This window comes from Polaribacter sp. IC066, from assembly GCF_007997085.1.
GTDB lineage: Bacteria > Bacteroidota > Bacteroidia > Flavobacteriales > Flavobacteriaceae > Polaribacter.
Genome location: NZ_VORR01000009.1, coordinates 43843 through 61367 on the forward strand (window position 1 = coordinate 43843; position 17525 = coordinate 61367).

The window sequence follows — 17525 nt, forward strand, 5'->3', positions numbered from 1 at the left end:
ATTTGCACCCGCAGAAACACAGTGGCCTATGGTGTAATTGGTAACACACCGGTTTTTGGTACCGACATTCAAGGTTCGAGTCCTTGTAGGCCAACTTTAAAAGCTTATAATCATTTGATTATAAGCTTTTTGCTTTTTAAGTCTTTTTTTGATGCGGTAATTGTGTTTATTTCTTTTCGTTTTCATCTTTTATAAAAAAGTTCTCTTATTTCGCTTAAAGTTGCTTTTTAGTGCGTTTAAATTGGATTTAATTAAAAAATCATTATTTATGGAATAGTGTTCAAAATACAATTTTAGGCACAAAAAAACATAGATAAATTATTGATTATTAGTTTTTTATTGCTGTTTAAGTATTGGGCTAGATCGGTTTGGCTGTAATTCGCTTTTAAAAACAACGCTTTTAAGATTTGTTTAAAATGATAGCCGGCATAAATTTAACAAGGAGTTCGAGTATTTGTTTAGACATAAATGCAGTGAGTAAAAAGTTTTCTGAATGCTCCTAATTCTTTTTAAACAGAGATACTCCAAAAAATAGATTGATTGTCTAAAAAGCCAACTACTTTATTTCGAAACTAGTTTAGTTTTTTTAAAATTACGAAATTTTGGATATTTTTAGTCGGTACGATTGGTGCTGAAAATAATTTCTTTTGAAGAATCAGAAAGAACTATTTTTTTATTGCAGTATCCCCTAATTTATGGAAGTGGCTTTCTGTTTTCATTGCGTTCTTCATCCTAAAACGCTCAATGCAAACTATGGGTCATTCAGTTTTATTTAAAACCGGAAGAGTTTTAGCAAATTCAATTTTTTTAAGAGGAGAAATCCTAAAACAGGTTTCTCCTCATTTTTTATGTATAGCATTTAAGAAAGCTGAAACTACTTCATCAAAAATGCTTTTAAATCTTCGTAAGAACTTGCCTTAATAGCAACTTTCTTGTTATTGATAACTTTCTGAATTTGTTCAGGAATTGCAACTTTTACAGGCAACGTACTTTCAACAACATCTAAAAACTTTACAGGATGTGCAGTTTCTAAAAACACGCCAAATTCGTTTTCTTGTAAACCATATTTTTTTAAACCTAAATAACCAACGGCGCCATGCGGTTCTGCAACATAACCAGACGAATCGTATATTTCCTTCATGGTTTCTCGAGTTTCATCATCCGTAAAACTATACGAAGAAAAAGATCTTTTTAAAGCTTCTAAATCATTGTTAAATAATTGTTGAATTCTGATAAAATTACTAGGGTTTCCAACATCCATCGCATTAGAAATAGTTGCTTTTGATGGTTTTGGTTTGTAAATACCATCAATTAAATAATTAGGAACTGTATCATTTACATTCGTAGAAGCTACAAAATGTTTAATTGGTAAGCCTAATTTTTGCGCCATCATTCCGGCACAAATATTACCAAAATTACCACTAGGAACAGAAAACACCAATTCTTTATTTAGTGACTTTAATTCTTTATAGGCAAAGAAAAAATAGAACATTTGTGGCAACCAACGAGCAACATTTATAGAATTCGCAGAGGTTAAAGTTTTGGTAATTTCTTCATCTAAAAAAGCAGTTTTCACCATTTCTTGGCAATCATCAAAAACCCCATCAACTTCCAAAGCCGTAATATTTTGCCCTAAAGTGGTGAGTTGTTTTTCTTGTACATCGCTTACTTTTCCTGACGGATATAAAATAACCACATTTACGCCTTTTGCACCTAAAAAACCATTGGCAACTGCGCCACCAGTATCGCCAGAGGTTGCTACTAAAACCGTAATTTCTTTCTCATTATCTCGATTAAAATATTCCAAACATTTCGCCATGAATTTAGCGCCAACATCTTTAAAAGCCATGGTAGGGCCATGAAATAATTCTAAAGAAGCAATGTTAGCATCAACCTGTACCAAAGGAAAATCAAAACAAACTGTTTCTGCAATAATTTCTTTTAGTTTAGCTGTCGGAATTTCATCACCTACAAACTGCTTAATTGCTTTGTAAGCAATTTCATGATTTGAATAATCAGCAATATTTTCAATAAACTCTTTTGAAAGTGGTGTAATTTTTTCTGGAAAATAGATTCCTCTATCTTTCGCAAGCCCTTGAATAACAGCGTTTTTAAAAGTTGTATTTGGTGATTTATGGTGTAAACTGTAGTAGTTCATTGTTTTAAATTTTGCTCTATGCTTTAGGCTGTATGCTTTAAGCGTGAGTATTAATGGTTTTGCATAAAGCCTATAGCTTAAGGCTTAAAGCAATTATAATATTTTCATTCCTTTAGAATTCACTTTCGAAATAAACATTTCAAATTTAATTCTGGTATTGTTACTAGAACTTACAAAGACGCTGTCACATCGAGTGAATTTGATTTTTTCAATCAAATTTGTATCGAGATGTTTTTTATGTACGTTCAATAATTTTCATTCCTTTAGAATTCACTTTCGAAATAAACATTTCAAATTTAATTTTGGTATTATTACTAGAACTTACAAAGACGCTGTCACATCGAGTGAATTTGATTTTTTCAATCAAATTTGTATCGAGATGTTTTTTATGTACGTTCAATAATTTTCATTCCTTTAGAATTCACTTTCGAAATAAACATTTCAAATTTAATTCTGGTATTATTACTAGAACTTACAAAGACGGCTGTCACATCGAGTGAATTTGATTTTTTCAATCAAATTTGTATCGAGATGTTTTTTATGTACGTTCAATAATTTTCATTCCTTTAGAATTTACTTTCGAAATAAACATTTCAAACTTAATTCCGGTATTTTTATAACTTTCATCAATGGCTTTGTAGACATTATTGGCAATTTCATCACCCTTACAAAGCGCAAAAATTGTGGGTCCAGAACCAGAAATTCCAGCGCCCAAGGCACCAGCACTAATGGCACTTGTTTTTACAATATCAAAAAAAGGAATTAACTTTTTACGATACGGCTCTACAATAATATCGACTAAAGAATTGCTAATTAAATTATAATTATCGGTGTATAAACCGCTAATTAAACCACCCACATTTGCCCATTGAATAACGGCGTCTTTTAACGGAATTTCTGCTGGTAAAACTTCTCGAGCATCTTTTGTTTTCACTTCTATTTGCGGATGAATTGCCACAACTCTTAATGCACTTGGTACGGGTAATTTTATAATTTCTAGAGGTTCGTAACTTCTTACTAAAACAAAACCACCATAAATTGCGGCAGCAACATTATCAGCAATCGCAGAACCACAAGCAATTTCTTCGCCAAACATAGCGAATTTGGTAAGTTCTAATTCAGAATATTTATTTTCTAAAAATTGATTTACGCCAAAAGCAGCGCCGGCAGCACTTGCAGCAGAACTTCCTAAACCACTTCCAGGAGTAAAACCTTTGTGAATTGTTAATGCTAATCCAAAATCGGCATTGGCTTTTAATAACATTTTTTTCACAACAGCACTTGCTGCATTTTTATCAACATTATACGTTAAAGCTGCACCAGTAATTTTCATTATTTTTACGCCTTTTTCTGCTGTTTTTGTAAAAGTCATTTCATCACCAACCGCATCTACGGCAAAACCCAACGAGTCAAATCCGCAAGAAACATTGGCAACAGTTGCAGGAGAAAATATTTTTAAATAATCCATTTATTTTGGTTTGTGGTTTGTAGTTTTTCGTTTTTAGTTCAGATGAGAACCATAAACCAACAACAAGCAACCCATAACTATTTATTAGCAATTCTTATTACATCCGCAAAAATACCAGAAGCAGTTACATCTGCCCCAGCACCAGCACCTTTTATAATTAAGGGGTTTTCAGGATATCTCTCCGTGAAAAATAACACAATATTATCACTTCCGTCTAAATTGTAAAAGGGATGGTCTGAAGCAATGTGCTGCAAACCAACATTTGCTTTGCCGTTTGCAAATTCGGCAACATATTTTAAACGACACGCTTTATCATCTGCTTTTTTATAGAGATTTTGAAAATGATTTTCATGTTTGGTTAAAGATGTATAAAATTCAGTGTTATTTTCGGTTGCTAATGTTTCTTTTGGTAAAAAAGAATTGTTTTCAATGTCTTCTAGTTCCAATTTATAGCCACTCTCTCTAGCTAAAATTAAAATTTTCCGAGCAACATCGACCCCACTTAAATCAATTTTTGGGTCTGGTTCTGTAAAACCTTCTTTTTGTGCTTGAGCAACGACATCATGAAACGTGGCTTGTTCATTATAGTTATTAAAAACAAAGTTTAAACTGCCAGATAAAACTGCCTGAATTTTATGAACTCTATCTCCAGAGTTAATCAAGTTTTTAAGCGTGTCTATAATTGGCAAACCTGCACCAACATACGTTTCAAAAAGAAAAGAAGCATTGTATTTTCTTGAAACTTCTTTTAAGGTTTTATAATTCTCGAAATTAGAAGCACAAGCAATTTTATTACAGGTTACCACAGAAATACTTTCACGTAAATATTGTTCATACACTTCAGAAACTCGCTGATTTGCAGTATTGTCTATAAAAACGCTATTTCTATGATTGCATTTTTTTACTTTTTTGTAGAAACTTTCCAGCGTTGTTGGTTCTCCATTTTCTAGACTTTCTTTCCAGTTTTTTAGGTTGATACCATTGTTATCAAAAAACATTTTTCTCGAATTTGCAATTCCGATAACTCTAATATTAAGTTTTAAGTTTTCTTTTAAGAATTTTTTCTGTTGCTGCAATTGTGCCAAAAAGCGTTCGCCAACATTACCAACACCTGTTACAAATAAGTTTAATTGTTTTATTCGTTCTTCAAAAAATTGTTCGTGTAACGTATTTAAGGCTTTTTTTGCATCCTTTTTATTGATGACCGCCGAGATATTTTTTTCTGATGAACCTTGGGCAATGGCTCTTACATTCACGTTGTTTCTTCCCAAAGCGCTAAACATTTGTCCGCTTAAACCTTGATGGTTTTTCATGCTTTCTCCTACAACGGCAATAATTGCAAGCTCTTTTTCGATGCTAATAGGTTTAATTCTTTTTCTGTCTATTTCTATGCTAAAAGTTTCGTCTAAAAGTTCTTTGGCTTTTTGGGCATCATTTTCATAAACGCCCACGCAAATGGAGTGTTCAGAAGATGCTTGTGTTATAAAAACAACGTTTATAAATTGTTGAGAAAGTGTTTCAAATAAACGTTTCGAAAACCCAGGAATTCCGATCATTCCTCCACCTTCTAGCGTAATTAAGCTAATATCTTCGATATGAGAAATTCCTTTTACACCATTACTATTCTTCGGATTTTTACAAATTAAAGTTCCAAGACTTTCGGGGTCAAACGTATTTTTAATTCGAATCGGAATTTCTTGTCTTAAAGCAGGTTGTATGGTTGGTGGATATAGCACTTTTGCCCCAAAATGTGACAATTCCATGGCTTCTTCATAAGAAATTTCGTTAATAGGAAAAGCTTGTTTTACAACTCTAGGGTTTGCTGTAAACATGCCACTAACATCGGTCCAGATTTGTAATTCATCAACCTGTAAAGCAGCAGCATAAATAGCAGCAGAAAAATCTGAACCACCTCTACCCAATGTAGTTATTTCGATATTATTAGAAGAAATAAAGCCCCCTAAAACAGTAATCTGATGTTTGTTCTTATCAAAAAAATCAATAATATTCTTATTGGTAATTTTAAAATTTACTTGTGCATTTAAGTAATTATCGTTTGTAAAGATAAGGTCGCTACTTTCTCCATGCGTTGCATCTAACGTTTCTTTTGCAGCATTAGCAATGATAAAAGAAGAAAGTCTTTCGCCAAAACTAGAAACTTTGGCTAGGGTTTTATCAGACAATTCTTGTAACAAGAAAACGCCTTCATAAATAGATTCTAATCGATTAAATAAAATGTGAACTTCTTTAAGAACTTCTTCTTTGTTTTGGGTGATTAAAGCATCAATTACATTAAAATGTAGTTCTTTTATCGTTTCTAAAATTTCTTTAGAAAGGGTAATGTCTTCTAAAGCTTTATGCGAAGCTGATAATAGTTGGTCTGTGGTTTTGCCGAAAGCAGAAACAATAATGGCAACTTTATCTTCTTTTGATGCGTTTTCAATAATTGCTAAAACCTTTTTTATGTTTTCTGAATTGGCTACTGATGAGCCTCCAAATTTTAATACTTTCATTCTGAATGATCGTTATTGATGTAACTAAATTGTTGTGAGTTCGTTTTGATGTTGTTCAAAACAAGAGATAACCTGAAATTATATGAATATAAGAAAACCCCTAAAGGGTTGTTGTGGTCGTAGTGCGAATAATTTGACGAGCATACAAACAAACCACAGAAGTGGTTAACGTAGTTTTTGTATTTTTTTTTGTCAAATTCACTTTGTAAATGTAGAAATATTATTTATTTTGATAAATTTTAATAAGAATTATTTTGAACTATTCTTCAATTAATGCGATGTTCGTAAAATAAAGTAAACAAAATATAATAATATTTATTTTTTTGTGCTATTATTTATTTTTTCTTTAATAATTAAAGAGATATGTTTATTTTAGATACTTCTTTAAATTTATCGGGCGTTTTTTATCATTCCAAAAGAAGACAATAAAAATTGAATCTGTTTTTTCATCAACTTGATACCAAATTTTTGTCTGTGTTGATCATACAAATTGTCTGTGCCCTTTATAATCTGATGTTTCCCTAAATATGGATTTTGTTGCGGTAAAATTAGAAATTCTTCAACCAAAACTGAAAAATTTAATGCTTCTTTTGTATCCCATTTTTCTATTATAAATTCGATTTCATCTTCAACAGATTCAGTAGCTAAACCAATCCATTTAATTCTTATTAAACAAGGTTGTATTTATTTCTAACGCTATTTATCACTTCTTCAGTAGAATTCGTTTTTCCTTCATTGATTTGCTGCAATCCTTTATCTAAAACCTTTTTTAAATCGTTAGGAATTTCTTCTTCAAGAATTTCTTCTTTTAAAAAAAGCTCTAATTTTTCTATCTTTTCAATACTGGCAATTTTCATAAATTGCTCCATAAATTTATATTTTCTGTACACTAAATCCATAACACAGTATTGTTTTAAACAAATATAATAAAAATTACTAAAGTATTTAAAAACCTTATGTCACAGAAACTAGATATCTATTTTTTACCATTGTTATTCATTTTTTCTTTAATAATTAAAGCGATGGGTTTGTTTTGAATCTTGCTTTCTAACCAAGATAAAATATCTAAATATAAAAAAGCTCTTTTTTCATAAGGATGATTTTCAAACTTTTTTAATTTCTTGTGTATTTTCTTAAACTCATTTTTTATTTCACTCGGAAAAACATCACTCAAATCTCTAATAGAAGTTAGAAACACTTTCTGTACTTCTTGTAAATTCTCCATTTTTAAAAGGAACTTATAGGTGTCTAAAAACTGTCTTTCTAAATCATAATCCAAACCACATTCATAATGCGCTATTAAGTTTAAAACCCTCGCAAAACATTGTAAATCTTCTGCGGAACTTAAGTTTTTAGATTTGATAATCTTTTGTAAATATTCGATACAAATTTCGTTTTTACCCATTCCGAAATACAAACAGGCAATTTTGTAATACAGCATTACAATATAATGATGGTCTAGCCTATTTTTATATTTTTCAATTTTTTGATTGATGATTTCAACCAAATACTCACCTTCAGAAAATGAGGCTTCTAAAAAATGTAAATGAAGCTTATTCGCATACAAATACTGAAAAATTAGCAGCTCGGTATTGGTATTTAACGGAATAATATTTTGCTCAATTTCTTCTTCAAACAAAAGTAATTCTCTTTTAAAAGTGGTTGTTTTTTGTACAAAAAACGAAGCTTCTAATAAATAATTTTTTCCTTTTAAATAGAAAACCGGATGTTGAGAAATGTGCTTTTTATCTTCTTTAAATAAATCTACCCATTTAGTAGCGTATTTGTAACTCTGTAAAAAATTCTGCGTTAGAAAACTAAACCATAAATACGATTTATACAACCATAATTTTTCTCTAAAACCCAAATCTTCAAAATTATATTCGGGTAATCGAGCATTAAAATAAACATTGATAAATTCTAGTTCTTCGTTATTTTTCACATACCCATTTTGTAGCAAATGACTATACAATTGTAATGATAAATTAGAGAGTTTGCTCGCAATAACATTTTGCTGACTTAATGTTTTAGCTTGCACCGAAAGCTGATCTGCTCTATTGCTTAAACTTCTTGTAATATATTGTGTTTCAATTACTTTTTCGAGTTCAACAATTTCGTAAGCAATGTTTTTTTCTTCATTTTCTAATGCTAAATTTTTCGCTTTATCTAACAATTTTAAACTCTGTTTATACAAACCTTTTTGATACAAAACAGTGGCAAAATCTAATTGTTCTCGAATTTGAATTCTGATATTTTTGTGGGCAGGATTTAAACGAAGACTAATTAAAATCTGTTTGTATAAATGTGCTTTTAAGTTTGATAATTGCTGTTTTGAAACAATACCACTTTTAATAATAACTTTTTCATCGTAGGTCTTTAATTTCTCTAAAAATTTAAAAAGAGAGAAGAATTTTGCATCAATATTACCACCTAATCTACCTACATATAAATTAAATTGTCTCTTTTCTGACTTAGTTAAAGACTTAATTAAAACAAAAAGAGCATCATTTTGTTGACTGGCTAATGTAACAATTTTACTCATAAGTACTTGATAATTATATAATTAAATTTTTTAATGTGAAGCTAGAAATCGTGCAAAGGTCGTTAAATTCATAAGAATTGAAGATGTTATTTATAAATTTGATTCACATTAAAGATAATCTTTTCATTATGATGCAAGACAACAAAGTACAAATTTTTGATACAACCTTAAGAGACGGCGAACAAGTTCCTGGCTGTAAATTAGACACAAAACAGAAATTAGTAATTGCAGAAAGGTTAGATTTACTGGGCGTAAACGTAATCGAAGCGGGTTTTCCTGTTTCTAGTCCTGGAGATTTTACCTCTGTTTCAGAAATTGGTAAAATTGTAAAAAATGCTACGGTCTGTGGTTTAACAAGAGCTGTTGAGAATGATATAAAAGTTGCTGCAGAAGCGTTAAAGTATGCTAAATATCCAAGAATTCATACAGGGATTGGTACAAGCGATTCTCATATTAAATTCAAATTTAATTCTACAAGAGAAAAGGTAATAGAAAGAGCGGTAAGGGCCGTTGCGTATTCAAAAACTTTTGTAGAAGATGTTGAGTTCTATGCAGAAGATGCCGGTAGAACCGACAATGAATTTTTAGCAAGAGTTTGCGAAGAAGTGATTAAAGCAGGTGCAACTGTTTTAAATATTCCGGATACCACCGGGTATTGTTTACCAGAAGAATATGGCGCAAAAATGAGGTACTTACGTGAGAACGTAAAAGGAATCGAAAATGTGATTTTATCATGCCATTGTCATAACGATTTAGGCATGGCAACCGCAAATTCAATTGCCGGTGTAATTAATGGTGCACGTCAAATAGAATGTACAATTAACGGAATCGGAGAACGTGCAGGAAATACTGCGCTAGAAGAAGTGGTAATGATTTTAAAACAACATCCCTATTTAAATTTAGAAACCAGCATTAACACTAAATTATTATACGATACAAGTATTTTAGTTCGGGAAAGTATGGGCATGCCGGTGCAACCTAACAAGGCAATTGTAGGTGCGAATGCTTTTGCTCATAGTTCAGGAATTCACCAAGATGGCGTTATAAAAAATAGAGAAACCTATGAAATTATGGATCCTGAAGAGGTTGGGGTTACCGAAAGTGCGATTGTCTTAACCGCAAGAAGTGGCAGGGCAGCACTAGCATACAGAGCAAAAAAAATAGGCTATGAATTGACTAAACTTCAACTAGATACCGCTTACGAGTGCTTTTTAGAAACCGCGGATAAACAAAAAGAAGTGAAAGATGAAGACATCCATATAATTATGGAAAAAGTGAATAGAACTTCTAAAATAATAGTTGCTTAAATAACAGCTGATAAATTTTGTGTTTATCGGTAATTTAACTAATATTGGTCAGCATAAATAGTAAGAATTTGAACACATGAAATATACAATTGCAGTTATTCCTGGAGATGGTATCGGCCCCGAAGTTACAGATCAAGCAAAAAAAGCTTTAGATGCAGTAGCAGAGGCTTACGATCATATTTTTTTGTATAAAGAAGCGCAGTTAGGAGCTTGTGCTATGGAGATTGCAGGCGATCCTTTGCCAGATGAAACTGTAAAAATATGTAGAAAAGCAGATGCTATTTTATTTGGTGCTATTGGTGATCCAAAATATGACAATAACCCGAGTGCGAAAGTGCGCCCAGAACAAGGTTTGTTTCGTTTGCGAAAAGAGTTAGATTTATACTGCAATGTAAGACCTGTAAAGGCGTATGATAATTTAATTTCAAATTCTCCTCTAAAAAGAGAAGTGATAAAAGGAACAGATTTCGTTATTTTTAGAGAATTAACTGGCGGAATTTATTTCGGCAAAAAAGAATTGAGTAAAGATCAACAATCTGCTTTTGATGTAAGTTCGTACACCGTTGCTCAAATTTCTAGAATAACACATTTAGCGTTTAAAGCAGCTCAAAACAGAAAGAAAAAAGTAACTTTAGTAGACAAATCTAATGTGTTAGAAACTTCACGTTTGTGGAGAAAAACAGTTACAGAAATCGCTAAAGAATATAAAGATATTAAGTTAGATTATTTGTTTGTAGATAATGCGGCCATGAAGTTGATCTTAAATCCGAAACAGTTTGATGTCATCTTAACCGAAAATCTTTTTGGAGATATTATTTCTGATGAAGCAAGTGCAATTTGTGGTTCTATAGGTTTGTTAGCATCGTCATCTATTGGCGATGAAAACGCAATGTTTGAGCCTATTCACGGTTCTTATCCAGAAGCAAAAGGTAAAGACATTGCAAATCCGTTAGCGTCTATTTTATCTGCGGCCATGATGCTAGAGCATTTAGGGTTGCATGAAGAAGCCGATGCTATTGAAAGAGCAGTAGAAAAATCAATTACTTTAGGGATTACGACAAAAGATATTAAACGCAAAACACAATTTTCTGCTTCCACATCAAAAGTAGGAGATTTTATTGCAGATTATATTAAAAATCAAGACGATAGCAATATGAATTTTCAGAATATTCATATGGGGCAGAGTACTATTATTTAAAAAAAAGAACCGTAAATAAGTAAAGGAAAACACACGTTTCATAAAGAGTTTGTTCTAAAATTATTTATCAATTTTGTTAGCTGAAATGAGTTTTTTTTTTGAAGCTATTTCCAGCTTTCATTACTCGCTTTTTTTATGTGAAATAGAAATAACATCTTCTAATTATCCACAGGTAATCTTATTGTAAAAAGAGATACCTAATATTAAAACATAAAAAAGAGCTCAAACAGGCCATTCAATCTGGGCTAAACTTGTTTGCGAACTTTCACCAATAAACAGAAAGTAAAGGCTTGTTAAATCGCAAAAATTCACGTTCGGCAACCGTAAAAATTTTACAATCTTCAAAAAACTTTACGTGATTTTATAGTTTAATAAACAACAAATACAACCTTCCTTAAAAAAGAAGGTTTTTTTATGACTTTATTTCAAAAATTGAATATCATAATTTTATATACTTAAAAAACTGAAAGTAAATAAGTTAAGTATACATTTTAAGACCTGAATTTAAAGAACTGTATGGTGTTTTGTGTCACAAAAATCAAGATAAAGAGTAATTTAGACAAAGAATAGAAGAAAACTGTACATGGAATTAAATAGACACAGCAAAAGGTTAACGCAAGACGAATCTCAACCAGCATCTCAAGCAATGCTGTACGCAGTTGGTTTGACAGATGAAGATATGAGCAAGGCGCAAGTTGGTATAGCAAGTACAGGTTATGACGGCAATCCTTGTAACATGCACTTAAATAATTTGAAAGAAGAGGTAAAAGTGGAATGTAATATTGCAGGTGTCGTTGGTTTAGGGTTTAATACCATTGGGGTTTCAGACGGAATTTCTATGGGAACTTCTGGTATGAATTATTCGTTAGTTTCTAGAGATATCATAGCAGATTCTATAGAAACCGTTATGAATGCACAAAGTTATGATGCAGTAATTGCAATTGTTGGTTGTGATAAAAATATGCCAGGATCTGTAATTGCAATGTTGCGCTTAAATCGCCCAGCGATCATGATGTATGGTGGCTCAACGGCCTCAGGAAGTTACAAAGGAAAAAAATTAAATATTGTTTCTGCATTTGAAGCTTTAGGGCAAAAAATGTCAGGAGAAATTGATGAAGAAGAATATAGAGAAATTATTAAAAGAGCAATTCCTGGTGCAGGTGCTTGTGGTGGCATGTACACCGCAAACACTATGGCTTCTGCTATAGAATGTATGGGTTTTGCATTGCCGTATAATTCTTCAATCCCAGCAGAAAACCCTAATAAATTATCCGAAGCAGAAAGAACCGCTTTGGCAATAAAAAATCTATTAGAATTAGATTTAAAGCCTTTAGATATTATTTCTAAAAAATCTTTAGAAAATGCCATTGCTCTGGTAAATGCTTTAGGCGGATCTACAAATGCAGTGTTGCACTTTTTAGCAATTGCGCATGCAGCAGATATCGAATTTACGTTAGAAGATTTTCAGAGAGTTTCTGATAGAACGCCATTAATTGCAGATTTAAAACCATCAGGAAAATACTTAATGGAAGATGTGCATGGCGTTGGAGGTACACCAGCAATCATGAAATATTTATTACAAGAAGGGTATTTGCATGGAGATTGTTTAACCGTTACAGGAAAAACATTAGCAGAAAATTTAGAAAATGTTGAAGCAATGGAATTTGAAGATCAAGATGTAATTTACCCAAAGGATAAAGCATTAAAATCGTCAGGAAATATTCAGATAATTTACGGAAACCTTGCAACTGAAGGAGCTGTTGCAAAAATATCTGGAAACGAAGGATTGCTTTTTGAAGGAAAAGCGGTGGTTTATGACGGTGAGCAAGCAGCAAATACAGGAATTGCAAACGGAGAAGTAGAAAGAGGAGATGTCGTTGTCATTAGATATGTTGGCCCAAAAGGAGGACCAGGAATGCCAGAAATGCTGAAACCAACTTCGCTAATTATGGGCGCAGGTTTAGGGAAATCTGTCGCTTTAATTACTGATGGGCGTTTTTCTGGAGGAACTCACGGTTTTGTTGTCGGTCATATTACACCAGAAGCACAATCCGGAGGAACTATTGGAATTTTAAAAACAGGTGATACCATAAGAATTAGTGCAGAAGATAATTCTATAAACGTTTTAATTTCTGATGAAGAAATTGCAGAAAGAAAATCACAATGGGTTGCCCCAGCATTAAAGCACACAAAAGGAATTTTATACAAATATGCAAAAATGGTTGCATCTGCTTCAAAAGGGTGTATTACTGACGCGTAGGTTTTAAAAGAATTAAGAAACAAGATAAAAGAAATAAGAAACAAGAAAAAAGAGATAAGAGGAAAGATGGAAACGTCTTTATTCTATTTTCTCTATTCTTTCATCTCAAAACAGGAAATATGGAAACTCAAACCATAACAAAGAAAGAAATAGTAACAAAAGTTACCGAGAGAATTTCTGGTAGCGAGGCTATTGTTAGATGCTTAATAGCTGAAGATGTAAAAATAATTTATGGATATCCTGGCGGAGCAATTATGCCAGTGTATGATGAACTATACAAATATCAAGATAAAATTCACCATGTTTTAGCGCGTCATGAGCAAGGTGCAACACACGCTGCACAGGGTTTTGCAAGAATTTCTGGAAAAGTGGGTGTGGCAATCGCAACTTCAGGTCCAGGAGCAACCAATTTAATTACGGGTATTGCAGATGCTCAAATAGACTCAACACCAATGGTGTGTATTACTGGGCAAGTTGCATCTCATTTATTAGGAAGTGATGCGTTTCAGGAAACTGATATTGTAGGTATTTCTACACCGGTTACAAAATGGAACTGTCAAGTTACCAGAGCGGCAGATATTCCAATTGCTTTAGCAAAAGCGTTTTATATTGCAAAAAGCGGAAGACCAGGGCCCGTTTTAGTAGATATTACAAAAGATGCACAGTTTGAAGAATTTGATTTTTCATACGAAAAATGCACGAAAATAAGAAGTTATGTTCCGATTCCGAAAACAGTAGCGGGTACTTTAGAAGCTGCGGCAAAATTAATTAATGCTGCAAAAAAACCACTCATAGTTTGGGGTCAAGGAATTGTTTTAAGTCAAGCTGAAGAACAATTTAAAGCGTTGGTAGAAAAAGCGGGAATTCCTGCTGCTTGGACAATTTTAGGGGCTTCTGCTTTGCCGACCTCACATCCATTAAATGTTGGTATGTTGGGCATGCATGGAAATTATGCGCCCAATGTTTTAACAAACCAATGTGATGTTTTAATTGCCATCGGAATGCGTTTTGATGATCGAGTTACAGGGAAATTAGAGGAATATGCGACCCAAGCAAAAGTGATTCATTTTGAAATTGATCCTGCAGAAGTAGATAAAAATGTAAAAACAGATGTGGCGGTTTTAGGGGATGCAAAAGCAACTTTAGCAGCTATTTTACCACTAATTAATGAGAATTCTCATCCAGAATGGCATCAGCAATTTAAAGATTTATATGAAATTGAATATGAAAAAGTAATCAAAGGGGATCTCCATCCAACGAAAGAAGGGTTAACAATGGGTGAAGTGATTAAGGAAATTAATATTCAAAGTAAAGGCGATGCTGCAATTGTTACAGATGTTGGTCAACATCAAATGATTGCGTGTAGATATGCAGAATTTAATAAAACGAAAAGTAATATTACTTCTGGCGGATTAGGAACTATGGGTTTCGGGTTACCAGCAGCAATTGGTGCAAAAATGGCAGCTCCAGAACGAGAAGTCGTTTCAATTTCTGGTGATGGGGGTTATCAAATGACCATCCAAGAATTAGGGACTATTTTTCAACAAAAAGCGGCAGTTAAAATTGTCGTTTTAAATAACGACTTTTTAGGAATGGTGCGTCAATGGCAACAGTTGTTTTTTGAAAAACGATATGCATCCACAGAAATGGTAAATCCTAATTTTGTGGCCATTGCAGAAGGGTATTACATCAAAGCAAAAAAAGTGACAAAACGAGAAGAATTAGCAGGTGCCGTTAAGGAAATGATGGAAAGTAAAGAAGCTTATTTTTTAGAAGTTTGTGTAGAAAAAGAAGGTAATGTGTTTCCAATGGTTCCTTCTGGAGCAAGTGTTTCACAAATACGATTAGAATAAAATTTACATAAAAGAAAAGAGAGTAAGAGTGAAGAACAAAGAGTAAGGGTTTTAGAAAAATAAAAATAATAAATGTCTATTTTCTAACATCTTTCCTCTAATAGCTTTTAAAATATGAGTACAGAAAAAAATCTATATACGATATCAGTGTATACTGAAAACAATATTGGATTGTTGAACAGAATTTCAGCAATTTTCCAGAGAAGGCATATCAATATTGAAAGTTTAAACATCTCGCCTTCAGAAATTGAAGGTGTTGCCAAATTTACCATAGTTGTAAAGATGACAGAGGTAAATGTTAAAAAAATTATTGGTCAGATCGAGAAGCAAGTGGAGGTAATTAAAGCTTATTTTCATAATGAAGAGGAAACAATTTATCAAGTTTCTGGTCTTTTTAAAATAAAATCTGAATTGTTGTTTGAAGAGCCCCAAATTCAGAATATTATTAAAGACAGTCACGCAAGAATTGTTACGGTAAATACAGCTTTTTTTGTGCTAGAAAAATCGGGTAGAAAAGAAGAGATAGTCCAATTATATAATCAATTAAGCGTTTTTGGTATTATGCAGTATACGCGTTCAGGACATATTTCAGTTACCAAAGAAGAAATGAAAATATCGGCTTTACTAGAAGCATATAACAACTAAAAATAGAGTAAGAAAAAAGATAAGATAGAGTAGGTGAGAGATACACCTTAATTTTTTTTCTAGAATCAACAATCAACAATCAACACGCAAAAATAAACAACAATGTCAAATTATTTCAACACATTAACATTAAGAGAAAAATTAGAACAATTAGGAAAATGTCGATTTATGGACGCTTCAGAATTTGAAGACGGCGTAACGGCATTAAAAGGGAAGAAAATTGTTATTGTAGGTTGTGGGGCACAAGGTTTAAACCAAGGTTTGAACATGAGAGATTCTGGATTGGATATTTCGTACACTTTAAGACAGGCAGCTATTGATCAAAAAAGAGCTTCTTTTGTAAATGCGAGTTCAAACGGGTTTACAGTGGGCACCTATAAAGAATTAATTCCTACGGCAGATTTAGTGTTAAATTTAACTCCAGATAAGCAGCATACCAATGTTGTGAATACCATAATGCCACTAATGAAAAAAGGGGCAACATTATCGTATTCTCATGGTTTTAATATTGTGGAAGAAGGGACTAAAGTTCGTGAAGATTTAACAGTAATTATGGTGGCACCAAAATGCCCAGGTTCTGAAGTTCGTGAAGAATTTAAAAGAGGATTTGGAGTGCCAACTTTAATAGCTGTGCATCCAGAAAATGATCCAGAAAATAAAGGTTGGGCGCAGGCAAAAGCATACGCTGTTGGAACAGGAGGTCATAAAGCAGGTGTTTTAGCTTCTTCTTTTATAGCTGAAGTAAAGTCTGATTTAATGGGAGAACAAACCATTTTATGTGGTTTGTTGCAAACAGGTGCTATTTTATCTTATGATAAAATGGTTGCGGAAGGAATTGAAGCGGGTTATGCTGCAAAGTTAATTCAGTATGGTTGGGAAACCGTTACAGAAGCTTTAAAGCACGGAGGAATTACAAACATGATGGACAGGTTGTCTAATCCTGCTAAAGTAAAAGCCTTTGAAATATCAGAAGAATTAAAAGACATTATGCGTCCGTTGTTTCAAAAACACATGGATGATATAATGACAGGTCATTTCTCAAAAACCATGATGGAAGATTGGGCAAATGATGATAAAAATCTATTAACATGGAGAGCTGCAACTGGAGAGACAGCTTTTGAAAAACAACAAGTGACCAATCAAGAAATTTCTGAACAAGAATATTTTGATCACGGAACTTTATTGGTTGCTTTTGTTAGAGCGGGTGTAGAACTTGCTTTTGAGTCAATGACAGAATCCGGAATTATAGATGCATCGGCTTATTATGAGTCTTTACACGAAACACCGTTAATTGCAAATACAATTGCAAGAATGAAATTGGCAGAAATGAATCGTGTAATTTCGGATACAGCAGAATATGGTTGTTATTTATTTGATCATGCGTGTAAACCTTTATTAACCGATTTTATGCAAACAGTTTCTACTGATGTAATCGGTAAGAAATTTACAGATTCTAATGATGTTGATAATAAAGAATTAATTCGAATTAATGCCATTATTAGAAATCATCCAGTAGAGATTGTAGGCGCAAAATTAAGAGCATCTATGACCGCTATGAAAGTGATAAAATCTGCGTAATTT

At 32.6% G+C, this 17525-nt stretch carries 11 protein-coding genes and 1 tRNA gene; 7 read left to right on the top strand and 5 right to left on the bottom strand.

The genetic code is table 11. From position 1 onward, the window contains the following. Positions 1 to 22: 22 nt before the first annotated feature. Positions 23 to 94 (top strand) — tRNA-Gln (locus tag ES044_RS04570). Positions 95 to 874: 780 nt separating this feature from the next. Here the strand turns inward: ES044_RS04570 and thrC are convergent. The 5 genes from thrC to ES044_RS04595 all read right to left on the bottom strand — a co-directional run bounded on the left by thrC (position 875) and on the right by ES044_RS04595 (position 8681). After that, on the bottom strand, positions 875 to 2158 hold the full coding sequence (gene thrC, locus ES044_RS04575) for a threonine synthase (protein ID WP_147118104.1): 1284 nt from the start codon (positions 2156 to 2158) through the stop codon (positions 875 to 877). Between the two features lie 538 nt (positions 2159 to 2696). After that, on the bottom strand, positions 2697 to 3626 hold the full coding sequence (locus tag ES044_RS04580; protein WP_147118103.1) for a homoserine kinase: 930 nt from the start codon (positions 3624 to 3626) through the stop codon (positions 2697 to 2699). Between the two features lie 77 nt (positions 3627 to 3703). Beyond that, positions 3704 to 6139, bottom strand: coding sequence for a bifunctional aspartate kinase/homoserine dehydrogenase I (gene thrA, locus ES044_RS04585; RefSeq protein WP_147186924.1), 2436 nt, complete (start codon positions 6137 to 6139; stop codon positions 3704 to 3706). Between the two features lie 668 nt (positions 6140 to 6807). Further along, the gene (locus ES044_RS04590) at positions 6808 to 7038 is read right to left on the bottom strand and encodes a hypothetical protein (protein ID WP_147118101.1); all 231 of its coding nucleotides are present in this window, start codon (positions 7036 to 7038) and stop codon (positions 6808 to 6810) included. 77 nt (positions 7039 to 7115) lie between these two features. Then, the gene (locus ES044_RS04595; RefSeq protein WP_147118100.1) at positions 7116 to 8681 is read right to left on the bottom strand and encodes a hypothetical protein; all 1566 of its coding nucleotides are present in this window, start codon (positions 8679 to 8681) and stop codon (positions 7116 to 7118) included. Positions 8682 to 8812: 131 nt separating this feature from the next. On the opposite strand from ES044_RS04595, the gene ES044_RS04600 reads away from it, so the two are divergent. The 6 genes from ES044_RS04600 to ilvC all read left to right on the top strand — a co-directional run bounded on the left by ES044_RS04600 (position 8813) and on the right by ilvC (position 17522). Further along, positions 8813 to 9988, top strand: a complete 1176-nt coding sequence (locus ES044_RS04600; protein WP_147118137.1) for a 2-isopropylmalate synthase — start codon at positions 8813 to 8815, stop codon at positions 9986 to 9988. Between the two features lie 76 nt (positions 9989 to 10064). Beyond that, a complete protein-coding gene (gene leuB / locus ES044_RS04605) occupies positions 10065 to 11186 on the top strand; it encodes a 3-isopropylmalate dehydrogenase (RefSeq protein ID WP_147118099.1) in 1122 nt (373 codons plus the stop codon). A gap of 583 nt (positions 11187 to 11769) precedes the next feature. Continuing rightward, entirely contained in the window at positions 11770 to 13446 is a 1677-nt protein-coding gene (ilvD, locus tag ES044_RS04610; RefSeq protein ID WP_147118098.1) for a dihydroxy-acid dehydratase, read from the top strand. 119 nt (positions 13447 to 13565) lie between these two features. Then, positions 13566 to 15299, top strand: coding sequence for a biosynthetic-type acetolactate synthase large subunit (ilvB, locus tag ES044_RS04615; protein ID WP_147118097.1), 1734 nt, complete (start codon positions 13566 to 13568; stop codon positions 15297 to 15299). Between the two features lie 114 nt (positions 15300 to 15413). Continuing rightward, positions 15414 to 15944 carry an acetolactate synthase small subunit gene (ilvN, locus tag ES044_RS04620; protein WP_147118096.1) on the top strand — a complete coding sequence of 177 codons (531 nt, stop codon included), beginning with the start codon at positions 15414 to 15416 and terminating at the stop codon, positions 15942 to 15944. A gap of 102 nt (positions 15945 to 16046) precedes the next feature. After that, positions 16047 to 17522 carry a ketol-acid reductoisomerase gene (ilvC, locus tag ES044_RS04625; RefSeq protein WP_147118095.1) on the top strand — a complete coding sequence of 492 codons (1476 nt, stop codon included), beginning with the start codon at positions 16047 to 16049 and terminating at the stop codon, positions 17520 to 17522. Positions 17523 to 17525 lie beyond the last annotated feature (3 nt).

Coding starts and splice junctions, on each gene's coding strand:
- thrC (WP_147118104.1), bottom strand. CDS start 2,158: ATGAACTACTACAGTTTACACCATAAATCACCAAATACAACTTTTAAA.
- ES044_RS04580 (WP_147118103.1), bottom strand. CDS start 3,626: ATGGATTATTTAAAAATATTTTCTCCTGCAACTGTTGCCAATGTTTCT.
- thrA (WP_147186924.1), bottom strand. CDS start 6,139: ATGAAAGTATTAAAATTTGGAGGCTCATCAGTAGCCAATTCAGAAAAC.
- ES044_RS04590 (WP_147118101.1), bottom strand. CDS start 7,038: ATGGATTTAGTGTACAGAAAATATAAATTTATGGAGCAATTTATGAAA.
- ES044_RS04595 (WP_147118100.1), bottom strand. CDS start 8,681: ATGAGTAAAATTGTTACATTAGCCAGTCAACAAAATGATGCTCTTTTT.
- ES044_RS04600 (WP_147118137.1), top strand. CDS start 8,813: ATGCAAGACAACAAAGTACAAATTTTTGATACAACCTTAAGAGACGGC.
- leuB (WP_147118099.1), top strand. CDS start 10,065: ATGAAATATACAATTGCAGTTATTCCTGGAGATGGTATCGGCCCCGAA.
- ilvD (WP_147118098.1), top strand. CDS start 11,770: ATGGAATTAAATAGACACAGCAAAAGGTTAACGCAAGACGAATCTCAA.
- ilvB (WP_147118097.1), top strand. CDS start 13,566: ATGGAAACTCAAACCATAACAAAGAAAGAAATAGTAACAAAAGTTACC.
- ilvN (WP_147118096.1), top strand. CDS start 15,414: ATGAGTACAGAAAAAAATCTATATACGATATCAGTGTATACTGAAAAC.
- ilvC (WP_147118095.1), top strand. CDS start 16,047: ATGTCAAATTATTTCAACACATTAACATTAAGAGAAAAATTAGAACAA.